The sequence below is a fragment of the Xanthomonas sp. BRIP62418 genome, assembly GCF_003993495.1.
Classification (GTDB): Bacteria; Pseudomonadota; Gammaproteobacteria; order Xanthomonadales; family Xanthomonadaceae; genus Xanthomonas; species Xanthomonas euroxanthea.
The window spans coordinates 98857-117900 of the sequence record NZ_QEZG01000045.1; the positions used below are offsets into that span (position 1 = coordinate 98857).

Annotated in this window: 17 protein-coding genes and 1 riboswitch; of the genes, 4 read left to right on the top strand and 13 right to left on the bottom strand. The window is 65.5% G+C overall.

The window, feature by feature from the left end; all coding sequences use genetic code 11:
• Positions 1-9 precede the first annotated feature (9 nt).
• From xth to EO174_RS16395, 3 genes are all read right to left on the bottom strand, one after another.
• Entirely contained in the window at positions 10-1002 is a 993-nt protein-coding gene (gene xth / locus EO174_RS16385; protein WP_126945945.1) for an exodeoxyribonuclease III, read from the bottom strand.
• Between the two features lie 218 nt (positions 1003-1220).
• Positions 1221-1805 (bottom strand): DUF4142 domain-containing protein, encoded by a 585-nt coding sequence (locus EO174_RS16390; protein WP_126945948.1) that lies wholly within the window; start codon positions 1803-1805, stop codon positions 1221-1223.
• Between the two features lie 504 nt (positions 1806-2309).
• A complete protein-coding gene (locus EO174_RS16395; protein WP_104582649.1) occupies positions 2310-2525 on the bottom strand; it encodes a hypothetical protein in 216 nt (71 codons plus the stop codon).
• A 104-nt stretch (positions 2526-2629) separates the two neighbouring features.
• Between EO174_RS16395 and moeB the strand changes: the two genes are divergently transcribed.
• Positions 2630-3772: a molybdopterin-synthase adenylyltransferase MoeB gene (gene moeB, locus EO174_RS16400; RefSeq protein WP_126945951.1), complete on the top strand. Its 1143-nt coding sequence runs from the start codon at positions 2630-2632 to the stop codon at positions 3770-3772.
• Positions 3773-4042: 270 nt separating this feature from the next.
• Here moeB and glp read toward each other — a convergent pair whose 3' ends face one another.
• The 8 genes from glp to ndk form a co-directional block, all read right to left on the bottom strand.
• Positions 4043-5263 carry a gephyrin-like molybdotransferase Glp gene (gene glp / locus EO174_RS16405; protein WP_126945954.1) on the bottom strand — a complete coding sequence of 407 codons (1221 nt, stop codon included), beginning with the start codon at positions 5261-5263 and terminating at the stop codon, positions 4043-4045.
• A 215-nt stretch (positions 5264-5478) separates the two neighbouring features.
• Positions 5479-6876 carry a ribosome biogenesis GTPase Der gene (der, locus tag EO174_RS16410; RefSeq protein WP_016904421.1) on the bottom strand — a complete coding sequence of 466 codons (1398 nt, stop codon included), beginning with the start codon at positions 6874-6876 and terminating at the stop codon, positions 5479-5481.
• A gap of 10 nt (positions 6877-6886) precedes the next feature.
• Positions 6887-8104, bottom strand: coding sequence for an outer membrane protein assembly factor BamB (gene bamB / locus EO174_RS16415; protein WP_164740240.1), 1218 nt, complete (start codon positions 8102-8104; stop codon positions 6887-6889).
• On the bottom strand, positions 8104-8742 hold the full coding sequence (locus EO174_RS16420) for a tetratricopeptide repeat protein (protein WP_104582652.1): 639 nt from the start codon (positions 8740-8742) through the stop codon (positions 8104-8106). The genes bamB and EO174_RS16420 overlap by 1 nt, the downstream gene beginning before the upstream one ends.
• A gap of 70 nt (positions 8743-8812) precedes the next feature.
• Positions 8813-9673, bottom strand: a complete 861-nt coding sequence (locus EO174_RS16425; protein WP_104582653.1) for a helix-turn-helix domain-containing protein — start codon at positions 9671-9673, stop codon at positions 8813-8815.
• Entirely contained in the window at positions 9670-10458 is a 789-nt protein-coding gene (gene pilW / locus EO174_RS16430; RefSeq protein WP_126946081.1) for a type IV pilus biogenesis/stability protein PilW, read from the bottom strand. The genes EO174_RS16425 and pilW overlap by 4 nt, the downstream gene beginning before the upstream one ends.
• 10 nt (positions 10459-10468) lie before the next feature.
• Complete coding sequence (gene rlmN / locus EO174_RS16435) at positions 10469-11674, bottom strand: 23S rRNA (adenine(2503)-C(2))-methyltransferase RlmN (RefSeq protein ID WP_104582654.1); 1206 nt, start codon at positions 11672-11674, stop codon at positions 10469-10471.
• An 18-nt stretch (positions 11675-11692) separates the two neighbouring features.
• Complete coding sequence (ndk, locus tag EO174_RS16440; protein ID WP_024940120.1) at positions 11693-12118, bottom strand: nucleoside-diphosphate kinase; 426 nt, start codon at positions 12116-12118, stop codon at positions 11693-11695.
• 217 nt (positions 12119-12335) lie between these two features.
• Between ndk and EO174_RS16445 the strand changes: the two genes are divergently transcribed.
• From EO174_RS16445 to EO174_RS16455, 3 genes are all read left to right on the top strand, one after another.
• Positions 12336-12968: a TetR/AcrR family transcriptional regulator gene (locus tag EO174_RS16445; protein ID WP_126945957.1), complete on the top strand. Its 633-nt coding sequence runs from the start codon at positions 12336-12338 to the stop codon at positions 12966-12968.
• Between the two features lie 25 nt (positions 12969-12993).
• On the top strand, positions 12994-15366 hold the full coding sequence (locus EO174_RS16450; RefSeq protein ID WP_126945749.1) for a 3-hydroxyacyl-CoA dehydrogenase/enoyl-CoA hydratase family protein: 2373 nt from the start codon (positions 12994-12996) through the stop codon (positions 15364-15366).
• A gap of 162 nt (positions 15367-15528) precedes the next feature.
• Complete coding sequence (locus tag EO174_RS16455) at positions 15529-16734, top strand: acetyl-CoA C-acyltransferase (RefSeq protein ID WP_016901771.1); 1206 nt, start codon at positions 15529-15531, stop codon at positions 16732-16734.
• A gap of 339 nt (positions 16735-17073) precedes the next feature.
• Here the strand turns inward: EO174_RS16455 and crcB are convergent, their stop codons facing one another.
• A complete protein-coding gene (gene crcB, locus EO174_RS16460; protein ID WP_126945961.1) occupies positions 17074-17475 on the bottom strand; it encodes a fluoride efflux transporter CrcB in 402 nt (133 codons plus the stop codon).
• Between the two features lie 114 nt (positions 17476-17589).
• Positions 17590-17658: riboswitch (Fluoride riboswitch) on the bottom strand.
• 2 nt (positions 17659-17660) lie between these two features.
• Complete coding sequence (locus tag EO174_RS16465) at positions 17661-18950, bottom strand: replication-associated recombination protein A (protein WP_221197537.1); 1290 nt, start codon at positions 18948-18950, stop codon at positions 17661-17663.
• Between the last annotated feature and the right edge of the window lie 94 nt (positions 18951-19044).

Consider the following 19044-nt stretch of genomic DNA (forward strand, 5'->3'; position numbering starts at 1 on the left):
CCTGCCGCATTATTCAGCGCGTTTCTTCGCCCGCTTGCGCGGCTTGGCGGGTGCGGTTGACGTGCTGGTGGCGGGCGGCGTTGGCGTCTTCTTCGTCCCGGTCTTGGGCGCCGTCTTCGCCGTCGGCTTGCGCACCGCAGCTGCCTTTGCGACGGGCCGTCTACGCGGCTTGGACACAGCCTTGGCCTGCGGTGCCGGCCCGGCTACCACGTCCGGCACACGCACGCTGATCCATGTCGGCGCGTGATCGCTGGCTTTTTCCAGTGCACGGACCCACTTGTCCACGCCGGCGTCCTGCAGTCCGGGCGCCAGGGTGCGATTGAGCAGCAAGTGATCGATGCGCAAGCCGCGATCACGCGCAAAATGCTGGCGAAAATAGTCCCAGAAGGTATAGATCGGCGTCTGGCCGTGGACGGCAAGCAGGCTGTCGGTCCAGCCCTGGTCGAGCAGGGCCCGGTACGCCTGGCGGCTCTCCGGCTGCAGCAATGCATCCTTGCGCCAGCCTTTGGGATCATAGATGTCGGCATCGGTCGGCACCACGTTGAAGTCGCCGATCAGTGCGACCGGGTGTGGCAGGTCCACCAGCGTCCTGGCATGCCGGATCAGGCGTTGAAACCATGCCAGCTTGTAGTCGAACTTCGGCCCGGGCTGCGGATTGCCGTTGGGTAGATACAGGCAGGCCACCACGACCCCGTGAATTGCCGCTTCGAGATAACGGCTCTGCGTATCGCCAGGACCCCACGGCAACCCCCGACGGATTTCCACCGGATCGGCGCCGCGCGCCAGCAATGCCACGCCATTCCACGACTTCTCGCCCTGCCAGATCACGCCGTACCCGGCATCACGGATCGCCTGTTCCGGAAAGGCATCCTGCGTGGCTTTCAGTTCCTGCAAGCCGACGATGTCCGGTTGCTCGCGCTGCAACCATTCCAGCAAATGCGGCAGCCGGCTAGTGATGCCATTGACGTTGAAGGTCGCGATCTTGCGGGTGGTGGCGGGCATGGGCGAACGGCCAGATGAGCGTAATGGAACAGCATTGCCGGCCTGGCATTAAGCAGATGCTCAAGCGGAGTGAAGCTCCATCGCGTGCTGGCATAGGTGCCCACGCCTAGCAGACGATCAGCCTGTGCCGCCGGTCTTGACCGACACACTCGAAACCTTGACCGCCCGTTGCAGCAGCAACCGGGCGGTCAGTCACTTGCCGGCAATGCGCACAGACCTCAGCGTCCAGCACCTCTCATGCCGGCCTGCAGGGCCTTGGCTGCCGCCAGATGGTCGGCGACATGGCTACGCGTGGTCTGCAGATGCGTCAGCACCTGCGGCGTTTTGGCAGCGGGAATCAGCTGCTTGTCCAGCGCTGACAATGCATCGGTGTGGTCCTTGACCATCGCCGTGACGTAGGCGGCCTCGAATGCCTTGGCGTCGAGCTTCTGCAGCGTCGCCAGTTCGGTCTTGCCCTTGCTCATCTGCGCCTTGGCACTGGCAGCAGACACGTCCGGCGACCATTTGGCCAGCTTCTGATTGTTCTCGGTGTGCTCCTTGACCATCTGCATCGCATAGTCGCGCACGCCGCCTTGCACCTGCTGCTGCAACGCGAGATTGGCCGCGTTGATTTCGCTGGTATTGATGGCGCTCAAGGTGCCCAGCGCCTCGCGCTCCTTCGCGCTCGGCATGCTGTTGGCCGCCTGTTGCTGGGGGGCGGCCGGCATGTCGGCCTGCGTTGCAGTCTGCGCATGCGCATGCGCAGCGACGGTGACGCTCAAACACAGGGCCAGCGCTGCAAACATCGGGTGACGTGCTTTCATGAGAATCTCCACGCTAGAGGATGTGCCTCCATGCTGGACCTCCTCGCGTGACCCGATCGTCGAACCGGTGTCGACGATCGGAGAAAAAACCTTGCTGCACCGCACCGCACTTCACATCAAGCGAAGGTCACGAAGTTTTTCTACGGCGTCGTCGGCTGCAGTGCGGTGCGCCAATGAATCCCGTGGCGATCGCGTATAGCTCGGATCGTCAGACTGCTTGCAATCCTCGGCAGCCCGACACCCGCGTTGCAATCGAACGCAGGACGCACACGCGCCGCAGGCTCGAGTCTCCATCGGTTCCGCGTGGCGGCCTGACGCTGTGCCGGCAGTAATTGCATGCCGATACGGCGACCGCCAGGCTGAACCGGTGCAGGCACCGCTGCGGGCAAGCCGGCGCTACAACTATGCCGCGCCGGCTTGCTGCCGGTCGATGCTGGAGATGCGCGGATCGAGCGTAGGCCAACCTAGCTCACCGCAGCGCCCACACATCGAGGACCGCGGGGCTCAGGCGCCGGGATCCGCAGGTCCAAGCTGATTGGCCGCCAGGATGTCGTCGATCCGCTTGACGATTTGCGCCGCCTGCTCCTGCGAGCCCGCGGCAGCGGTGATCTTCTCTGCACGTGCGTGGAAGACATCCCAGAAGTCGTCCGGATGCTGGCGACGCATATCAGGCAATGCATCGGCAAGTTGTTTCAGTTGCGCGTCGATATCAGGTGTCATTGAGGGTCTCCTTGTACGACCACGCTACCGCCGTGCTGGTGAGCCTGATGCCAACATGGCAATCCCGTGCATCGCATGCCCTGCGTTTGCGCGACAATGGCGCCATGAGCAGCCACGACATCTCCCCTGCAAACGCCCGCCTGCGCGCCCTGCAAGGTGCCTTGCTGGTCGATATCCGGCAGCTGCACGAGCGTGCCGGCGGCCAGGCCGAAGGCGCGTTGGCCATTGCGCAACGCGATCTGGAAACCGCACCCGCACAGCACCTGTCGGAGCAGGCGCGCGAGATCGTGCTGATCTGCCAGAGTGGCAAGCGCTCGGCACACACGGCGGAGATCCTGCGCGCGAAGGGCTATACGCAAGTGTCTTCGGTGCTCGGTGGCACCACCGCATGGACGAGCGCCGGCCTCCCCCTGGTGCGCCCGACCCTGCCGCCCGACGAGCAGGATTTTCTCGAGCGGTATTCGCGCCATCTGCGCCTGCCGCAGGTCGGTCTTGAAGGACAGCAGCGCCTGGCGCGTTCGCGCGTGTTGCTCGTCGGTGCAGGCGGGCTCGGCTCGCCTGCGGCGTTCTATCTCGCCGCCGCCGGCGTCGGCCAGCTGCGGATCGTCGATGACGATGTCGTGGACCGCAGCAATCTGCAACGCCAGATCCTGCATGTCGAGGACAGCGTCGGCATTGCCAAGGTCAGCTCGGCCGCGCAGCGCATTGCCGCGCTCAATCCACGCGTGCAGGTCCAAGCGCGGCAGGCGCGCGTGACTGCCGACAATGTCGACGCCTTGCTCGAGGACGTGGATGTCGTGGTCGACGGAGCCGATAATTTTCCTGCGCGTTATTTGCTCAACGACGCCTGCGTCAAACTCGGCAAGCCGCTGGTCTACGGCGCGGTACAGCAGTTCGAAGGGCAACTGAGCGTGTTCGATGCCGGCCGCAAGCGCGGCCAGGCACCGTGCTATCGCTGCCTGTTTCCCGAGCCACCGCCAGCCGAATTCGCGCCCAGCTGCGCCGAAGCCGGCGTGCTGGGCGTGCTGCCCGGCGTGATCGGCCTGCTGCAGGCCACCGAGGCGATCAAGCTGCTGCTCGGTATCGGCGACACACTCACCGGACGCTTGCTCAGCTTCGATGCGCTGGCGATGCGGTTCCGCGAGATCCGCCTGCCGCCCGATCCGCAGTGCCCGGTCTGCGCACCTGGCGTCGCATTCGCCGGTTATGCCGATTACGCCGCGTTCTGCGGCAGCGCAATCGGCTGAGGGCGGCGACCGAACGGACATCGGCGGCGTTGGTTGCCGCCGATCCCCGCGCGCCGGCTTGCTGGGTAGACAGGCGATGTCTTCCGCTGCGTGTCGTCGCTCCCTCAGCGTCGCCGACACCATGTGACGCACCGTTGGCGGATGCGTGCGAATGACACGAAAGCAACGGCATGGACCAGAAACCGGGGCACCTGCCGCATCGTGCAGCGGCCGCGCCCGCTGGCGTCAGGCACGGTATTTCCTGCTGGCGGCGCCTGGTTCACCAAGGGATCACAGCGCGTAGGGAATCACCCGCACGATCTCGCCCGCCTCGAAGCGCCGCGCCTGTTCCGGCAATACGATCAGGGCATTGCTGTCGGCCGCGCCACGTAACAGATGCGATGCATCGCCGCGGTGCGGCAACGCGCTCAGACGTCCGTCTTCGCCGCACTCCAGGCGCCCGCGCAGGAACTCCAGGCGCTCGTGGCGTTTTTCCCACGGGCTTGCCAGCGCCGCATGCCAGGACGGACGCGGCTCGCTACGTCCCTGCAGGCCATCCAGCAATGGCACGCCGTAGGCGATCAACGTCGCCAGCACCGAGACCGGGTTGCCTGGCAGGCCCAGCACCAGGCAGCGGCCGATCTGGCCCAGCACCGCCGGCATGCCCGGGCGCATGCGCACGCGCCAGAAGTGGATGCGGCCCAGTTCGCCGATCAGTTGCGGCAGATGATCCTTCTCTCCCGCCGAGACGCCGCCACAGGTGATCACCACGTCGAAGGCCGCAGCCGCATCTTCCAGCATCGTGCGGATACGCTGTGGATCGTCGGGCAGGGTCGGCCATGCGGTCGGCGCATAGCCCAGTGCCCGCAGCTGCGCCATCAGCATGTCGCGGTTGCTGTTGTAGATCTGTCCCGGCCCCAATGGCATGCCCGGCTCCACCAGCTCATCGCCGGTGGCCAGCACCGCAATGGTCGGCCGCGGCGCCACTGCAAGTCGCGACAGGCCCAGCGCAGCCGCCAGTCCGATCCGGGCTGGCGTCAACACCTGCCCGCTCTGTATCACCAGGTCGCCCGCGCGCACGTCGCTACCAGCCTGGCGTACCGCCGCACCCAAGGCAGGCGCCGTGCGGAAGCGCACCACGCCATCGCGCTCCTGCGCATCTTCCTTCGGGATCACGGTATCGGCGCCATCGGGCAGCGGCGCACCGGTGGTGATGCGCAGGCACTGGCCCGCGCTCAGCGTGCCGGTCCAGCGCTCGCCGGCGAATTGTTCACCGACCAGTTGCAATGACGCATCGCCAGCAGCGACATCGGCATGCCGCAACGCAAAGCCATCCATCGCACTGTTGGCGAAGGGCGGCAATGCAAGCGGCGCGATCAGATCGGCAGCGCAGATGCGCCCATCGGCACGCGAGGTGGCGATGTTTTCGTCAGGCGGACGGTTGTTGGCCGCAACGGCCTGCAGGATCTGCAATGCCTGCGCATAGGGAATGCGGGAAGGATAGTCGGTCATGGCACGCAGGATACCAGTGCGACACGACGGACCGGAGCGCCCGGCACCGCGCGTGCAGGTGCCGCAAGCAGGTCAATGCCGCTACCCCGGTGTGGTACGCGCCGCATCGCCATGGCAAGAAAGGGTCCGGCACTCACTCCAGCTGACGATCGCGCGCCAGGCGTGGCTGGTGCCTGCCGCCCTGCCGGCACCCGCACATGCCCTAAGTGCCCTGCTTACTTGCCCTTGACGTGCTTCATCAACCGTCTTTTGCGCGCCACCTGCCGTTCGGTGAGCGTGTTCTTCTTGCCCTCGTACGGATTGGCACCTTCGCGGAAGATGAAACGTACCGGGGTGCCGACCAGCTTGAAGCGCTTGCGGAAAAAGTTTTCCAGATAGCGCTTGTAGGACTCCGGCAGCACCTTCAGGCGCGTGCCATGCACGATGAAGGTCGGCGGATTTGCGCCACCCGGATGCACGTAACGCAGCTTGGAGACGTGACCACGGATGCTCGGCGGCGGATTGGTCTCGTAGGCGATTTCCAGCGCCTGGTTGACTTCGCTGGTGCTGAACTCGTGCGTGGCCGACGCGTGTGCGCGATGGATCGCCTGGAACAACTCGCGCATGCCCGAGCCGTGCAGCGCGGAAATCCGCACCGCCTCGGCCCAGCTGACGAAGCCCAGCTTGCGCGACAGCAGGTCTTCGGCCTGCGCACGCTGGTAGTCGCTCTGCCCGTCCCATTTGTTGATCGCCACCACCAGGGCACGACCGGCATCAAGGATCGCCCCCAGGATGGTCGCGTCCTGGTCGGTGACGCCTTCGCCGGCATCCAGCATCAGCACCGCGACCTGGCATTGCTCGATCGCCTGCAGCGTCTTGAACGCGCTGAATTTCTCCACCGCTTCCTCGACCTTGCCGCGGCGACGCAGGCCGGCCGTATCGATCAAGCGGTACTGGCGCCCGTCGCGGTCCATGTCCACGGCGATCGAATCGCGCGTGGTGCCCGGCACTTCCGAGGCAATCATGCGTTCTTCGCCGAGCAGGCGATTGACCAGCGTCGACTTGCCCACGTTCGGGCGGCCGACAAAGGCGATGCGTACACGTGCCGGGTCGGTATCCAGCAACTCGCCGGCACCTTCCTCGGGCAGGCGTGCGCCGACTTCCTCGAGCAACTCGTCGATGCCCTGCCGATGGGCGGCAGACAGCGCCACCACGTCGGAGAAGCCGTAGCGCGCGAATTCCGAGCGCACGGTCTCCTCGTCGGTGCCGTCGATCTTGTTAATGACCAGCACGGTCGGCCGCGCCAGCTTGCGCAGCCAGGCCAGGATCTCGTCATCCAGCGAGGAGGCGCCTTCGCGGCCGTCGACCACGAACAGCACCAGATCGGCTTCGCCGGCAGCGGCGCGGGCCTGCCGCGCGGTGGCGCCGGCCAGGCCTTCCTCATCGCCGGCGATACCGCCGGTATCGACGACGATGAACGGGCGTTCCTCGTCGAGACGACAGACCCCGTAGTTACGGTCGCGGGTGACGCCGGGCTGGTCGTGGACCAGCGCGTCACGGGTGCGCGTCAGCGCATTGAAGATGGTGGACTTGCCGACATTGGGCCGTCCGACCAGGGCGACCAGGGGCAGCATCGCGAAGTCCTTATTGTGCCAACCGGAAGGCGGTGATATCGCCATCGGTGTTTTGTACCAACAGAATGCCATCCACGACGATCGGCTGCGCCAGCAGCGTGTCGCGTCCAGCGCGCGCGCGCGCGGCCAGTGCACCGTCGCTGAGTTTCAGCCAGTGCAGATAGCCTTTGTAATCGCCGACCACGGCGTAATCGCCCTGGATGGCCACACCGGTCAGGGAGCGACGCGCCAGCGCGGCCTGCGACCACATCGCCGCACCGCTGCTCTTGTCCAGGCCCCACACCGAGCCGGCGTTGTCGGACACGACCACCACCGCGGACGACACGCCGACGCCACCGGCACCGCCGTGATCGCGCGTCCACAGCGGACGACCGCTCGGGCCTTCCAGTGCGAGAGTCTCGTTCTTGAAGCTGGTCGCATACAGCGTGGTGCCGTCGAGCACCGGCGCGCCGTCCACATCGGACATGCGCTCCAGCTCGGTGCGGCCTTCCGGCACACCAATTGCCTGTTCCCACAACGGGCGGCCGTCCTGCAACGCCAGCGCGCTCAAGGTGCCGCTATCGTTACCGACGAACAGCACACCCGGGCCGGTCACGATCGGTGCATTGCCGCGCACCGACAGGGTCGGGCCTTCTTCGGCATGGAACCAGCGACGCTCGCCGGTGGCTGCGTCGAAGGCAGTGACGCGACCATCGTTGCTGCGCACCAACACCAGGTTCTGTGCAATGGCCGGTGCAGCGATGACTTCGTTCGGCACCTTGGCACGCCACTTTTCGGTGCCATCGGCCTGGTTCAACGCAATCACGTCGCCAGACAGCGTGCCGATCACCACCAGGCCTTCGCCGACGCCGGGGCCGCCGGACAGGCGCTGCTTGAACTTGCGATCGTTGCGCTCTTCCTTCTTGGGCTTGTATTCCCACACGCGCTTGCCAGTCTGCAGGTCCAGTGCCTGCACGCCCCCGGTGATCGCCGAGGCGTACACCTTGCCATCGGCCACCGCCGGACGCTGGCGCACGCCGATATGGCCTTCGCCCTTGCCCACGCCGGTAGACCAGATCTTGTCGACCTTGACCGACGGCTCGAACTTGACCAGCTCGGCAGGTTCCTGCGCCTTCTTGGCGGCAGCGTCCTTCCCGGCAAACCAGCCCTTGACGGTGCTGCAACCGGCCAGCGACACGCCCATCAGGGCGATCAATGCAATGCGCTTGTACATATCAACCTGCTTCATCAAATCGGCTCCGCCGGATCGGGCACCTTGCCGCCCACATCCATCAGCTTGGTTTCCAGCAAACGGCGCTGCGGCGAGGCCACGTCCACCGTGGTCAGGGCCTTGGCGTAGAGCGCACGTGCTTGATCCGGCTTGCCCTGCACCACCAGCGCATCGGCGCGGATCTCTAGGCTGGTGTGATCCTGCGCATCGGCCAGCAGCGTGATCGCTTCGTCCGGCTTGCCACTTTCGGTCAGCACGCGCGCCAGGCGCTGCTGCACGATCTGCTTGAGCTCGCCTTCGGCGGGCACGTCGCGCAAGGTCTTGATCGCCTCGGCATGCTTGCCGGCATCCACCTGGGCCTTGGCCAGACGCAATGCAGCCAGCTCGGCGTAGATTCCACCCTTGCCGTCATCAAGCGCCACGATGTCCTTGGCCGCCTTGTCCAGGTCCTTGCCCTGGATGGACTTCACCACCGCCTCGTAACGGGTATTGGCTTCCACCGATTGAGTGGCGGTGTGCTTCTGCCACCACTGCCAGCCCAGGATCAGGGCCAGGCCCAGTACGACGCCGCCAATCAGCCCTGCGCCATTCTTTCTCAACCAGGAACGAACGCGTTCGCCTTGTTCGTGTTCGTCCAGCAGATCGTCGATCGCCATGCGTACTCTCGCTCCGTCATCCCGGAGGCGCGGAACATCAATAGGGAAAAATGAAAAACCGCAGTCCGCTTCACTCGGAAGCAGGTACCACGGAGCCGTCGGAGGATACCGCAAAACGGGCGACGTTAGCGCGCTGGAACGGTCTCACGTCGACGATACTGCCGCCTTGCTGAACCTCTACCGCCGACGCGTTGCCCAGCACGACCCGGCCCACCTGCCCGGGCGAATAACTGCGACGCTCGCCGGCACGCACCAGTGCTTTTTCGACCGCGCTGCCATCGGGCGCCAGAATCTGCACCCAGCTGTCGCCACTGAAGCTCAACGACAGACTGCCGCCAGTGGCGGACGCCGCTGCAGGCGTCTCGACCTCGGGCGTGGCGCGCGGCACTGGCGTCATCGAGGCGATGTACGGGGCCGGCTGCTCGCGCGGCGCGCCGGCCGGCTGTGTTGCAGCGTTGGCCGGGGTACCGGCCCTGGGCGTTTCGGGCATGCTGTCCAGCGACACCGTGCTGGGCACCGTGCCATCCAGGTGCGAGCGGGTCGCATACCACACCGGCACCGCGAACACGCCGGTGATCACCACATACATCGCCTTGCGCGCCGTACTTTCCAGGATGCGCCGCGCCCGCGGCGTATGCGTATGACTGACCAGCTTGACCGGCTCGATCGGCGCAATGGTGGCCTGCTTCAGCAATGGCTCCAGGTCCACATGCAGCAGGCGCGCATAGCTGCGCAACTGACCACGCACAAAGACCGGCGCGCCCAGGCGCTGCCATTCTTCCTGCTCCAGCGAGCGCACCACATGCGCCGGCATGCGCAGCTTGCCGGCGACTTCATCCACGCTCAGACCTGCCGCTTCGCGCGCGTCGCGCAAATGCTGTCCGCAGCCCTTTTCCTGCTCGAAAGGGTTCGGATTGGAATCACTGATCACAATGCATTGGCCCCGGAGTTGGCGGTCGCTGCGTCAGGAAATTCCCTGACCAACCGCTGTTGGTAACGGCTGGCAGCTACCTTGTCGCCCAGCCCTTGCTCAATCTGAATGGCGAGTTGTAACACGGAAGCGGTTGCCGGTGCAGCCGCAAGCCGTCGTTCGATAAAGGCGCGCGCTTCGAAATAATTGCGACGTGTCGCTTCCGAACGCGCCATCGACTCGAGTGCGTACGGATTGACTGGATCCAGTTCCAGCGCTTTCCGCAAGTCACTGGCTGCACGTTCCGGCTGCCCGGCCTTGAGCGCGCAACCGCCTGCATTGCCCAATGCAGAGGCGGGCGATGCGTAGTTTCTGTCGGTCAGGGCGCGATCGAACCAGAGCAAGGCTTCGGCCGGCGAGCCGTTCGCGCACAACCATGCGCCGTAATTGTTCAAGACATCGCCACGCTGGGGTGCAAGTTCCGCAGCCCGGCGGTAAGAGGCACCGGAGCCGGAAACATCGCCCTTGGCACCCTGAATCAGCGCGAGCAACCCAATGGCATCCACCGATTGGGGATCTTTCTTCAAGGCTGCACGGACCTGTTCCTCGGCAGCGGCATAGTCGCCTATCTGCAGCCGGTTATTGGCCAGACCGAGCTTTTCCTGCACCGCCAGACGATTCTTGGTTGCGTTGCTGTCGCGGAACGAGTGCACCTGCGCGACCTCCTCGACCGTCTGGACCGAGCCCGCCTTGGCATTGCGACCACCGCAGCCGACCACGCTCAGCGCGATCGCCGCGGCCGCCATGACGGCAAGATCACGCTGCCGCATCTCGACCGGCCTGCCCTTCCAGGGTGCGCAGGAAGTCCGCCTGCCGACGGGTACGGTCCATGACCTGCCCCTTGAGCTGCCCACAGGCGGCGTCGATGTCGTCACCGCGGGTACGGCGCACCATCGTCAGCACTTGCGCATCGAGCAGGATCTTCTGGAAGGCGCGGATCTCGGTCTCGCCCGAGCGCTCATAACGCGTGCCCGGGAATGGATTAAACGGGATCAGGTTGACCTTGCCGGCGTCCTTGGACTGCACCGCATTGTCGAACTGCCGCATCAACCGGGCCAGCTGGCGCGCATGCTCGGGCTGGTCGTTGATGCCCTTCATCAACGTGTACTCGAAGGTGACCGAATCGCGCTTCTTGTTGCCGCGCAGATAGCGCGCGCACGACTCCATCAGCTCGGCGATCGGGTACTTCTTGTTCAACGGCACCAGGCTTTCGCGCAGCGTGTCGTTGGCGGCATGCAAGGAGACCGCCAGCGAGACATCGCTTTCGGTCGAGAGCCGGTCGATCATCGGCACCAGGCCCGAGGTCGACAGCGTCACCCGCTTGCTGGCCAGGCCGTAGCCCAGGTCGTCGCGCATCACGCTCATCGCGCGCACGACGTTGTCGAAATTCATCAGCGGCTCGCCCATGCCCATCATCACCACATTGGTGAGGCGGCGCTGCTGGTGCGGCACGTTGCCCAGATGGCGCGCCGCCACCCACACCTGCCCGACGATCTCGGCAGTGGTGAGGTTGCGGTTGAAGCCCTGGGTGGCGGTCGAACAGAAGGTGCAGTTCAGGCCGCAGCCGACCTGGGACGACACGCATAGCGTGCCGCGCCCCTTGTCGGGGATGTAGACGGTTTCGATCGCGTTCTTGCCGTCGGTGCCCATGGCCAGCAGCCATTTGTGGGTCCCGTCGGTGGACGGCTTGTCGAACACGACATTCGGGACGAGGACCTCGGCATGCTGGTGCAACTTCGCACGCAGCGCCTTGCCGAGGTCCGTCATCTGGTCGAAATCGGTGACGTAGCGATGGTGGATCCACTTCATCACCTGATGGGCACGGTAGCGCGCTTCGCCGAGCGTGTCGGCGAAGAAGCGCTCCAGTCCCTCGCGGTCGAGGTCGAGCAGGTTCTGCTTGCGCAGTTCCGGGGCACGGACGGGAACGTCCTGCAGCACGGAGGGGATCACGACCTCATTCACGATTCGACTCTCTCGGCCTCAGCGCGAGACCACTTCGGTGGCGGCAAAGAAATACGCGACTTCGTTGGCAGCGTTCTCGACCGAATCCGAGCCGTGGGCGGCGTTGGCATCGATCGAGTCGGCGAAGTCGGCGCGGATTGTGCCCGGCGCGGCGTCCTTGGGATTGGTCGCGCCCAGCAGGTCACGGTGTGCGGCAACGGCGTTCTCGCCTTCCAGCGCCTGGATCATCACCGGGCCGGAGATCATGAACTCGACCAGCGCGTTGAAGAACGGACGCTCGCGGTGCACGGCATAGAAGCCTTCGGCTTCGCGACGCGACAGCTGCTTGTACTTGGATGCCACGATCTTCAGGCCGGCCTTTTCGAAACGGCTGTAGATTTCGCCGATGACGTTCTTGGCAACGGCGTCGGGCTTGATGATGGACAGGGTGCGCTCCAGCGCCATGGGAAGATCTCCGTTGGGCGGGCCACTGAAGGCCCGAGATTATCATGAAAAAAACCCGCGTCAAAACGCGGGCTTAGGCTTCTTTGCGATGGTCAATTCTATCTCTTCGTCGCTGCGTTTGCACACCGCCCCCTGAATCGTGCTGCGCTGCCGCATGACCGGCGCGGCGGCCAGCCCGTAGACTCAAACAATCGTTTGATTGAGTTTCCTCCCGCGCATGCCCAAGCCCGCCCACTTCTCCACCAAGGACCGCATCCTCGGCGCGGCCGAGGAGCTGTTCGCCCAGCATGGCTTCGCCGGGACCTCGCTGCGCCAGCTGACCACCCAGGCCGACGTCAATATCGCCGCGGTCAACTACCACTTCGGTTCCAAGGAAAACCTGGTCAACGAGGTGTTCCGCCGCCGCATGGACGAGATGACCGCAGCGCGCCTGCAGCAACTGGAGGCGGCCAGCAAGTCACAGCCGGGCGAGCTCACCGCGGTGCTCGCGGCCTTCGTCGAGCCGGCCCTGGCGATGGCCCAGGACCGCCAGAGCGGCGGCGCGTTCGTGCGCGTGATTGCGCGCGCCTACGCCGAAAAGAACGACAACCTGCGCAAGTTCCTGTCCGACCACTACGGGCATGTGCTGCGCGAATTCGGCAAGGCCATCGCTGCCTGCGTGCCGGGCCTGAGCAAGGAGGAGCTTTACTGGCGCCTGGATTTCCTCGCCGGTGCGCTCACCTATGCCATGGCCGATTTCGGCCTCATCAAGCGGCCGGCCGGCGTCAGCGAGGCCGACCACCGCGCGCGCGCCGCGCGCGAACTGATTCGTTTTGCAGAACCGGGTTTCCGTACCCATTCCACACCGTAGTCGCTCACACCAAAGGCTCATCGCTATGTCCAATCCGTTGCTAGTCCGTCGTGCTGCCGTGCTCGGTGCCGGCGTCATGGGCGCGCAGATCGCCGCGCATCTCACCAACGCCGGTGTCGACACCGTGCTGTTCGACCTGCCTGCCAAGGAGGGTCCTGCCGACGGCATCGTGCTCAAGGCCATCGCCAACCTCGGCAAGCTCAGCCCTGCCCCGCTCGCCAGCAAGGCGCTGGCCGAGGCGATCACCCCGGCCAACTACGAGAGCGGCCTGGAGCAGTTGCGCGATTGCGACCTGATCATCGAGGCCATCGCCGAGCGCATGGACTGGAAGCAGGACCTGTACAAGAAGATCGCCCCGTTCGTGGCTGAGCACGCCGTGCTGGCCTCCAATACCTCGGGCCTGGGCATCAACAAGCTCTCCGACGTGCTGCCCGAGCAGTTGCGTCACCGCTTCTGCGGCGTGCACTTCTTCAATCCGCCGCGCTACATGCACCTGGCCGAACTGATTCCCGCAAAGGGCACCGATAAGGCCGTGCTGGAAGGCCTGGAGAGTTTCCTGGTCACCACGCTGGGTAAGGGCGTGGTGTATGCGAAGGACACCCCGAACTTCATCGGTAACCGCATCGGCGTGTTCTCGATCCTGTCCACCATCCACCACACCGCCGAGTTCGGTCTGGGCTTCGACGAAGTCGATGCGCTGACCGGCCCGCTGGTCGGGCGCCCGAAGTCGGCGACCTACCGCACCTCGGACGTGGTCGGCCTGGACACCATGGCGCACGTGATCAAGACCATGGGCGACACCCTGCCCGACGATCCGTGGCATCAATATTTCAAATCGCCCAAGTGGCTGGATGCGCTGATCGGCAAGGGCGCGCTCGGTCAGAAGGTGGGCGCCGGCATCTTCCGCAAGGTCGGCAAGGACATCGTGGTGCTGGACCTGCAGAAGCAGGATTACAGGACCGCCGACCGCAGCGCCGCGCCGGAAGTGGTCGAGATCCTCAAGATCAAGAACCCGGCCGAGAAGTTCGCCAAATTGCGCGAGAGCCAGCACCCGCAGGCGCAGTTCCTGTGGGCCACGTTCCGCGACCTGTTCCACTACAGCGCCTACCACCTGGCCGATATTGCCGAGACCGCGCGCGACGTGGACCTGGCGATCCGCTGGGGCTACGGCTGGTCGCTCGGGCCGTTCGAGACCTGGCAGGCCGCCGGCTGGAAGCAGGTGGCGCAGTGGATTGCCGAAGACATCTCCAACGGCAAGAGCATGAGCAGCGCACCGCTGCCGAACTGGGTGTTCGACGGCCGCGACGGCGTGCATGCAGCCGAGGGCTCGTACAGCCCGGCACGCGATGCCAAGCTGCCGCGTTCGGCGTTGCCGGTATACAAGCGCCAGCGCTTCCCCGACCCGTTGCTGGGCGAGCAGTTCTCGCCGGGCGAGACGGTATTCGAAAACGACGGCGTGCGCATGTGGCACGACGGTGACGACATCGCCGTGGTCAGCTTCAAGACCAAGATGAACACCGTCTCCGATCACGTGCTCAATGGTCTGCAGGAGGTCGTCGGCCGCGCCGAGAAGGACTTCGCCGGGCTGGTGATCTGGCAGCAGAAGGAGCCCTTCTCCGCCGGCGCCGATCTGGCCGGTGCGCTGGGTCTGCTGCAGGCAGGCAAGGTCGATGCGTTCGAAGCGCTGGTCGCCAACTTCCAGGCCACCAGCCAGCGCATCAAGTATGCGCAGGTGCCGGTGATTTCGGCGGTGCGCGGGCTGGCGCTGGGCGGCGGCTGCGAGTTCCAGATGCATAGCGCCAAGACCGTGGCCTCGCTGGAAAGCTACATCGGCCTGGTCGAAGCCGGCGTCGGCCTGCTGCCGGCCGGCGGCGGGCTGAAGGAAATCGCCGCGCGCGCCTCGGTGGCGGCAGGTCCGGGCGGCGACGTGTTCGCCGAGCTGAAGAAGACCTTCGAAACCATCGCGATGGCCAAGGTCTCCAATTCGGCGGTCAATGCCAAGGAGCTGGGCCTGCTGCGCGCCACCGACAAGGTGGTGTTCAACGGCTTCGAGGCCTTGCACATCGCCAAGGCCGAAGCGCGCGCACTGGCCGAGGGCGGCTACCGCGCTCCGCTGCCGGCACGCCGCATCCAGGTCGCCGGCGACGTCGGCATCGCCACCTTCAAGATGCTGCTGGTCAACATGCTGGAAGGCCGTTTCATCAGCGAATACGACTATGAAATCGCCACCCGCATCGCCACGGTGATGTGCGGCGGCGAGGTCGATCGCGGCGCGCTGGTCGACGAAGAATGGCTGCTCAAGCTGGAGCGCAAGCACTTCGTCGAACTGGCCCAGCAGGAAAAGACCCAGGCACGGATTGGGCACATGCTCAAGACGGGTAAGCCACTCAGGAACTGAGAATCGGGATTCGGGATTGGGGATTCGCAACAGCGGCTCCCCTGCCCTCCAACCTTCTCGCTTCCACCAAATTCATCCGCCGGGCAGGAACCTTCAGGAATCAGGATCCGCAGTTGCGAATCCCCAATCCCGAATCCCCAATCCCGGCTATCGGAGATAGCCATGAGCAAGCAGATTCAAGAAGCCTACATCGTCGCCGCCACGCGTACGCCGGTGGGCAAGGCGCCCAAGGGCGTGTTCCGCAATACCCGTCCCGACGACATGCTGGCGCACGTCTTGCGCGCAGTGGTGGCGCAGGCGCCGGGCATCGACCTGTCGCGCATCGACGACGCCATCATCGGCTGCGCAATGCCCGAGGGCGAGCAAGGCATGAACGTGGCGCGCATCGGCGTGTTGCTCGCCGGCCTGCCCAACACCGTGGCCGGCCAGACCATCAATCGCTTCTGCTCGTCCGGTATCCAGGCGGTGGCGATGGCCGCCGACCAGATCCGCCTGGGCAATGCCGACCTGATGCTGGCCGGCGGTACCGAGTCGATGTCGATGGTGCCGATGATGGGCAACAAGGTCGCCATGTCGCCAAACGTGTTCGCCGACGACCATGTCGCCATCGCCTACGGCATGGGCATCACCGCCGAGAAGGTCGCCGAGGAATGGAAGGTCTCGCGCGAGGATCAGGATGCGTTTGCACTCGCTTCGCACCAGAAGGCGATTGCCGCCATTGCCGCCGGCGAGTTCCGCGACGAGATCACTCCGTACGAGATCCTCTCGCACCAGCCCGACCTAGCCGGCAATGTCATCGCACTGCGCAAGCGCCTGGTCGACACCGATGAAGGCCCGCGCCCGGACAGCTCGCTCGAAGGCCTGGCCAAGCTGCGCCCGGTGTTCCGCAATGGCCAGTTCGGCGGCAGCGTCACCGCCGGCAATTCCTCGCAGATGAGCGATGGCGCCGGTGCGGTGCTGCTGGCCTCGGAACAGGCGATCAAGGATTACGGCCTGACCCCACTGGCGCGTTTCGTCAGCTTCTCGGTGGCCGGCGTGCGTCCGGAAGTGATGGGTATCGGCCCGATCGCGGCGATCCCCAAGGCGCTCAAACAGGCCGGCCTGACCAAGGACCAGCTCGACTGGATCGAGCTCAACGAAGCCTTCGCCGCGCAGGCACTGGCGGTGATCCGCGACAGCGAACTGGACCCGTCCAAGGTCAACCCGCTCGGCGGCGCCATCGCCCTGGGCCACCCGCTGGGCGCCACCGGTGCGATCCGTGCCGCCACCCTGGTGCACGGCCTGCGCCGTCGCCAGCAGAAGTACGGCATGGTCACCATGTGCATCGGCACCGGCATGGGTGCGGCCGGCATCATCGAAGCGCTGTAAGTCACGGATCGCGAGATCGGCTGCCAAGCCGATCTCGCAACGCTGACGCGGCTGTCAGTCAACCAAGGCGTGCGCAAGCACGCCTTCTTTATGCGCCAGTGCGGGCGGTCGTCAGCGGATGCAAGCGGCACCATGCATCCGTTGCACGCCCGACAGGCACGCCGGCCGAGCATCGCATTTGAGCAGGGCTCCTGATCGGCGCATTGACTGCCGCCCGGCGGCATCTGCGGCAAGAACGCCCAGAACGTGCCAGCCGTTCGATAGCCAGCGTGGCGCGCACGCAATGCCACCGCATCCCGGTCTTCGCTTCACTCTCGCGAGCGCACGGCAGACGCAAGCCTAGCGCGCCACCAGCCACTGACCGGTACGCGCACCGGCAAACACCAGCGCCAGTCCGGCCACCAGCGTGACGGCCAGATACACGCCGATCATCGCGGACCGATCCGTGCGTGCAAACACCAGGCATTCCATCATCAGCGACGAGAACGTGGTCAGCCCGCCGATCACGCCAACGATCAACAAGGCCCGCAGCGGCCAGCTCGCCGGGCCGCGCGCATCCAGCCAGACCAGCAGCACGCCGGCGACGAACGAACCGAGCAGATTCACCGTCAACGTGCCCCACGGAAATCCGTTGCCAAAGCGCTGCAGCAACGAGGCACCAATGGCAAAGCGCAGGCCGGACCCCAATGCGCCGCCGGTCATCGCCAGCAGCAGCTGCTGCCACCACACCGGTGCGTTCATGCGCGCACTCGGCAGGCGGCCGAAGGGGTTTTCAACGACGTGTCGTGCATGGTCGGCAGCATCCAGTTCCTGGGCAAGAAACAATGCCGGGGCACAAACCTGCCGCCCCGGCGGGGGTGGGCAGGCATCATCAGCGCGCAGGGTGCGTGCGGTTCAAGGAGGAATGCCATCTCCTGCACAGCCGATTATGCCGTGGGCTTGCCGACCTTGTCAGCCCGCGCCTGTTCGCGCGCGGCGCGCAGACGGTCGAGCTTTTCCTTGAGCTTGATCTCCAGTCCGCGCGGCACCGGGTCGTAGTAGACCCGCTCCCCCATCGCATCCGGAAAGCCGGTCTGGTCCAGCGCGATCCCGCCTTCGGCATCGTGGTCGTACTGATAGTCCTGCCCGTAGCCGAGCGTCTTCATCAGCTTGGTCGGCGCATTGCGCAGGTGCAGCGGCACCTCCTGCGTGCCGGTGGCGCGCACCTCGGCCTTGGCCTGGTTGAAGGCGGCATAGCCGGCATTGGACTTGGCGGTACTGGCCAGGTACAGCACCAATTGTGCGAACGCCAGCTCGCCTTCGGGGCTGCCCAGACGCTCGTAGATGTCCCAGGCTTCCAGCGCCATGCTCTGCGCGCGCGGATCGGCCAGGCCGATGTCCTCGATCGCCATGCGGGTCAGCCGCCGCGCCAGATAGGCAGGGTCGCAGCCGCCATCGAGCATGCGCGTGAGCCAGTACAGCGCGGCATCGGGATTGGAACTGCGCACCGATTTGTGCAGCGCCGAGATCTGGTCGTAGAACTGCTCGCCGTTCTTGTCGAACCGACGCGTGCGGTCGGCCAGCACCTGCAGCAGCGTCTGCGGGGTGATCTGGCCACCCTCGCCGCCTGCCAGTTCCGCGGCAATCTCCAGCAGGGTCAACGCGCGGCGCACGTCGCCGTCGGCGGCGCTGGCAATTTCCAGCAGCGAGGCATCGCTGACCTGGAGCGTTTCCTGCCCCAGCCCGCGCTCTGGATCATGCAGGGCACGTTGCAAGGCCTCGACGATGTCCTGCGGCGAAACGCCTTCCAGCACGTGCACGCGACAGCGCGACAACAATGCCGAATTCAATTCGAACGAGGGATTTTCGGTCGTCGCACCGACGAACAGGATCGTGCCGCGCTCGATATGCGGCAGGAATGCATCCTGCTGCGCCTTGTTGAAGCGGTGCACCTCATCGACGAACAACACCGTGCGGCGTCCGCTGGCGAAACGCTGCGCTGCCTCGGCCAGGACCTGCCGCACCTCCGGCAAACCCGACAACACCGCCGAGATCGCCTTGAATTCGGCATCGGCGTAATGCGCCAGCAGCAGCGCCAGGGTGGTCTTGCCGCAGCCGGGCGGGCCCCACAGGATCATCGAATGCACGCGGCCGGATTCCACCGCGCGTCGCAATGCGCTATCGGGGGCGAGCAGACGCTTCTGCCCGACCATCTCGTCGAGGGTGCGCGGACGCATGCGCTCGGCCAGCGGGCGCAGATGCTCGCCGTCTACGCTGAGCAGATCGGCTTCGGGAGCGATGGGGAGCTTGGTTCGTGCCACGCGGCATTGT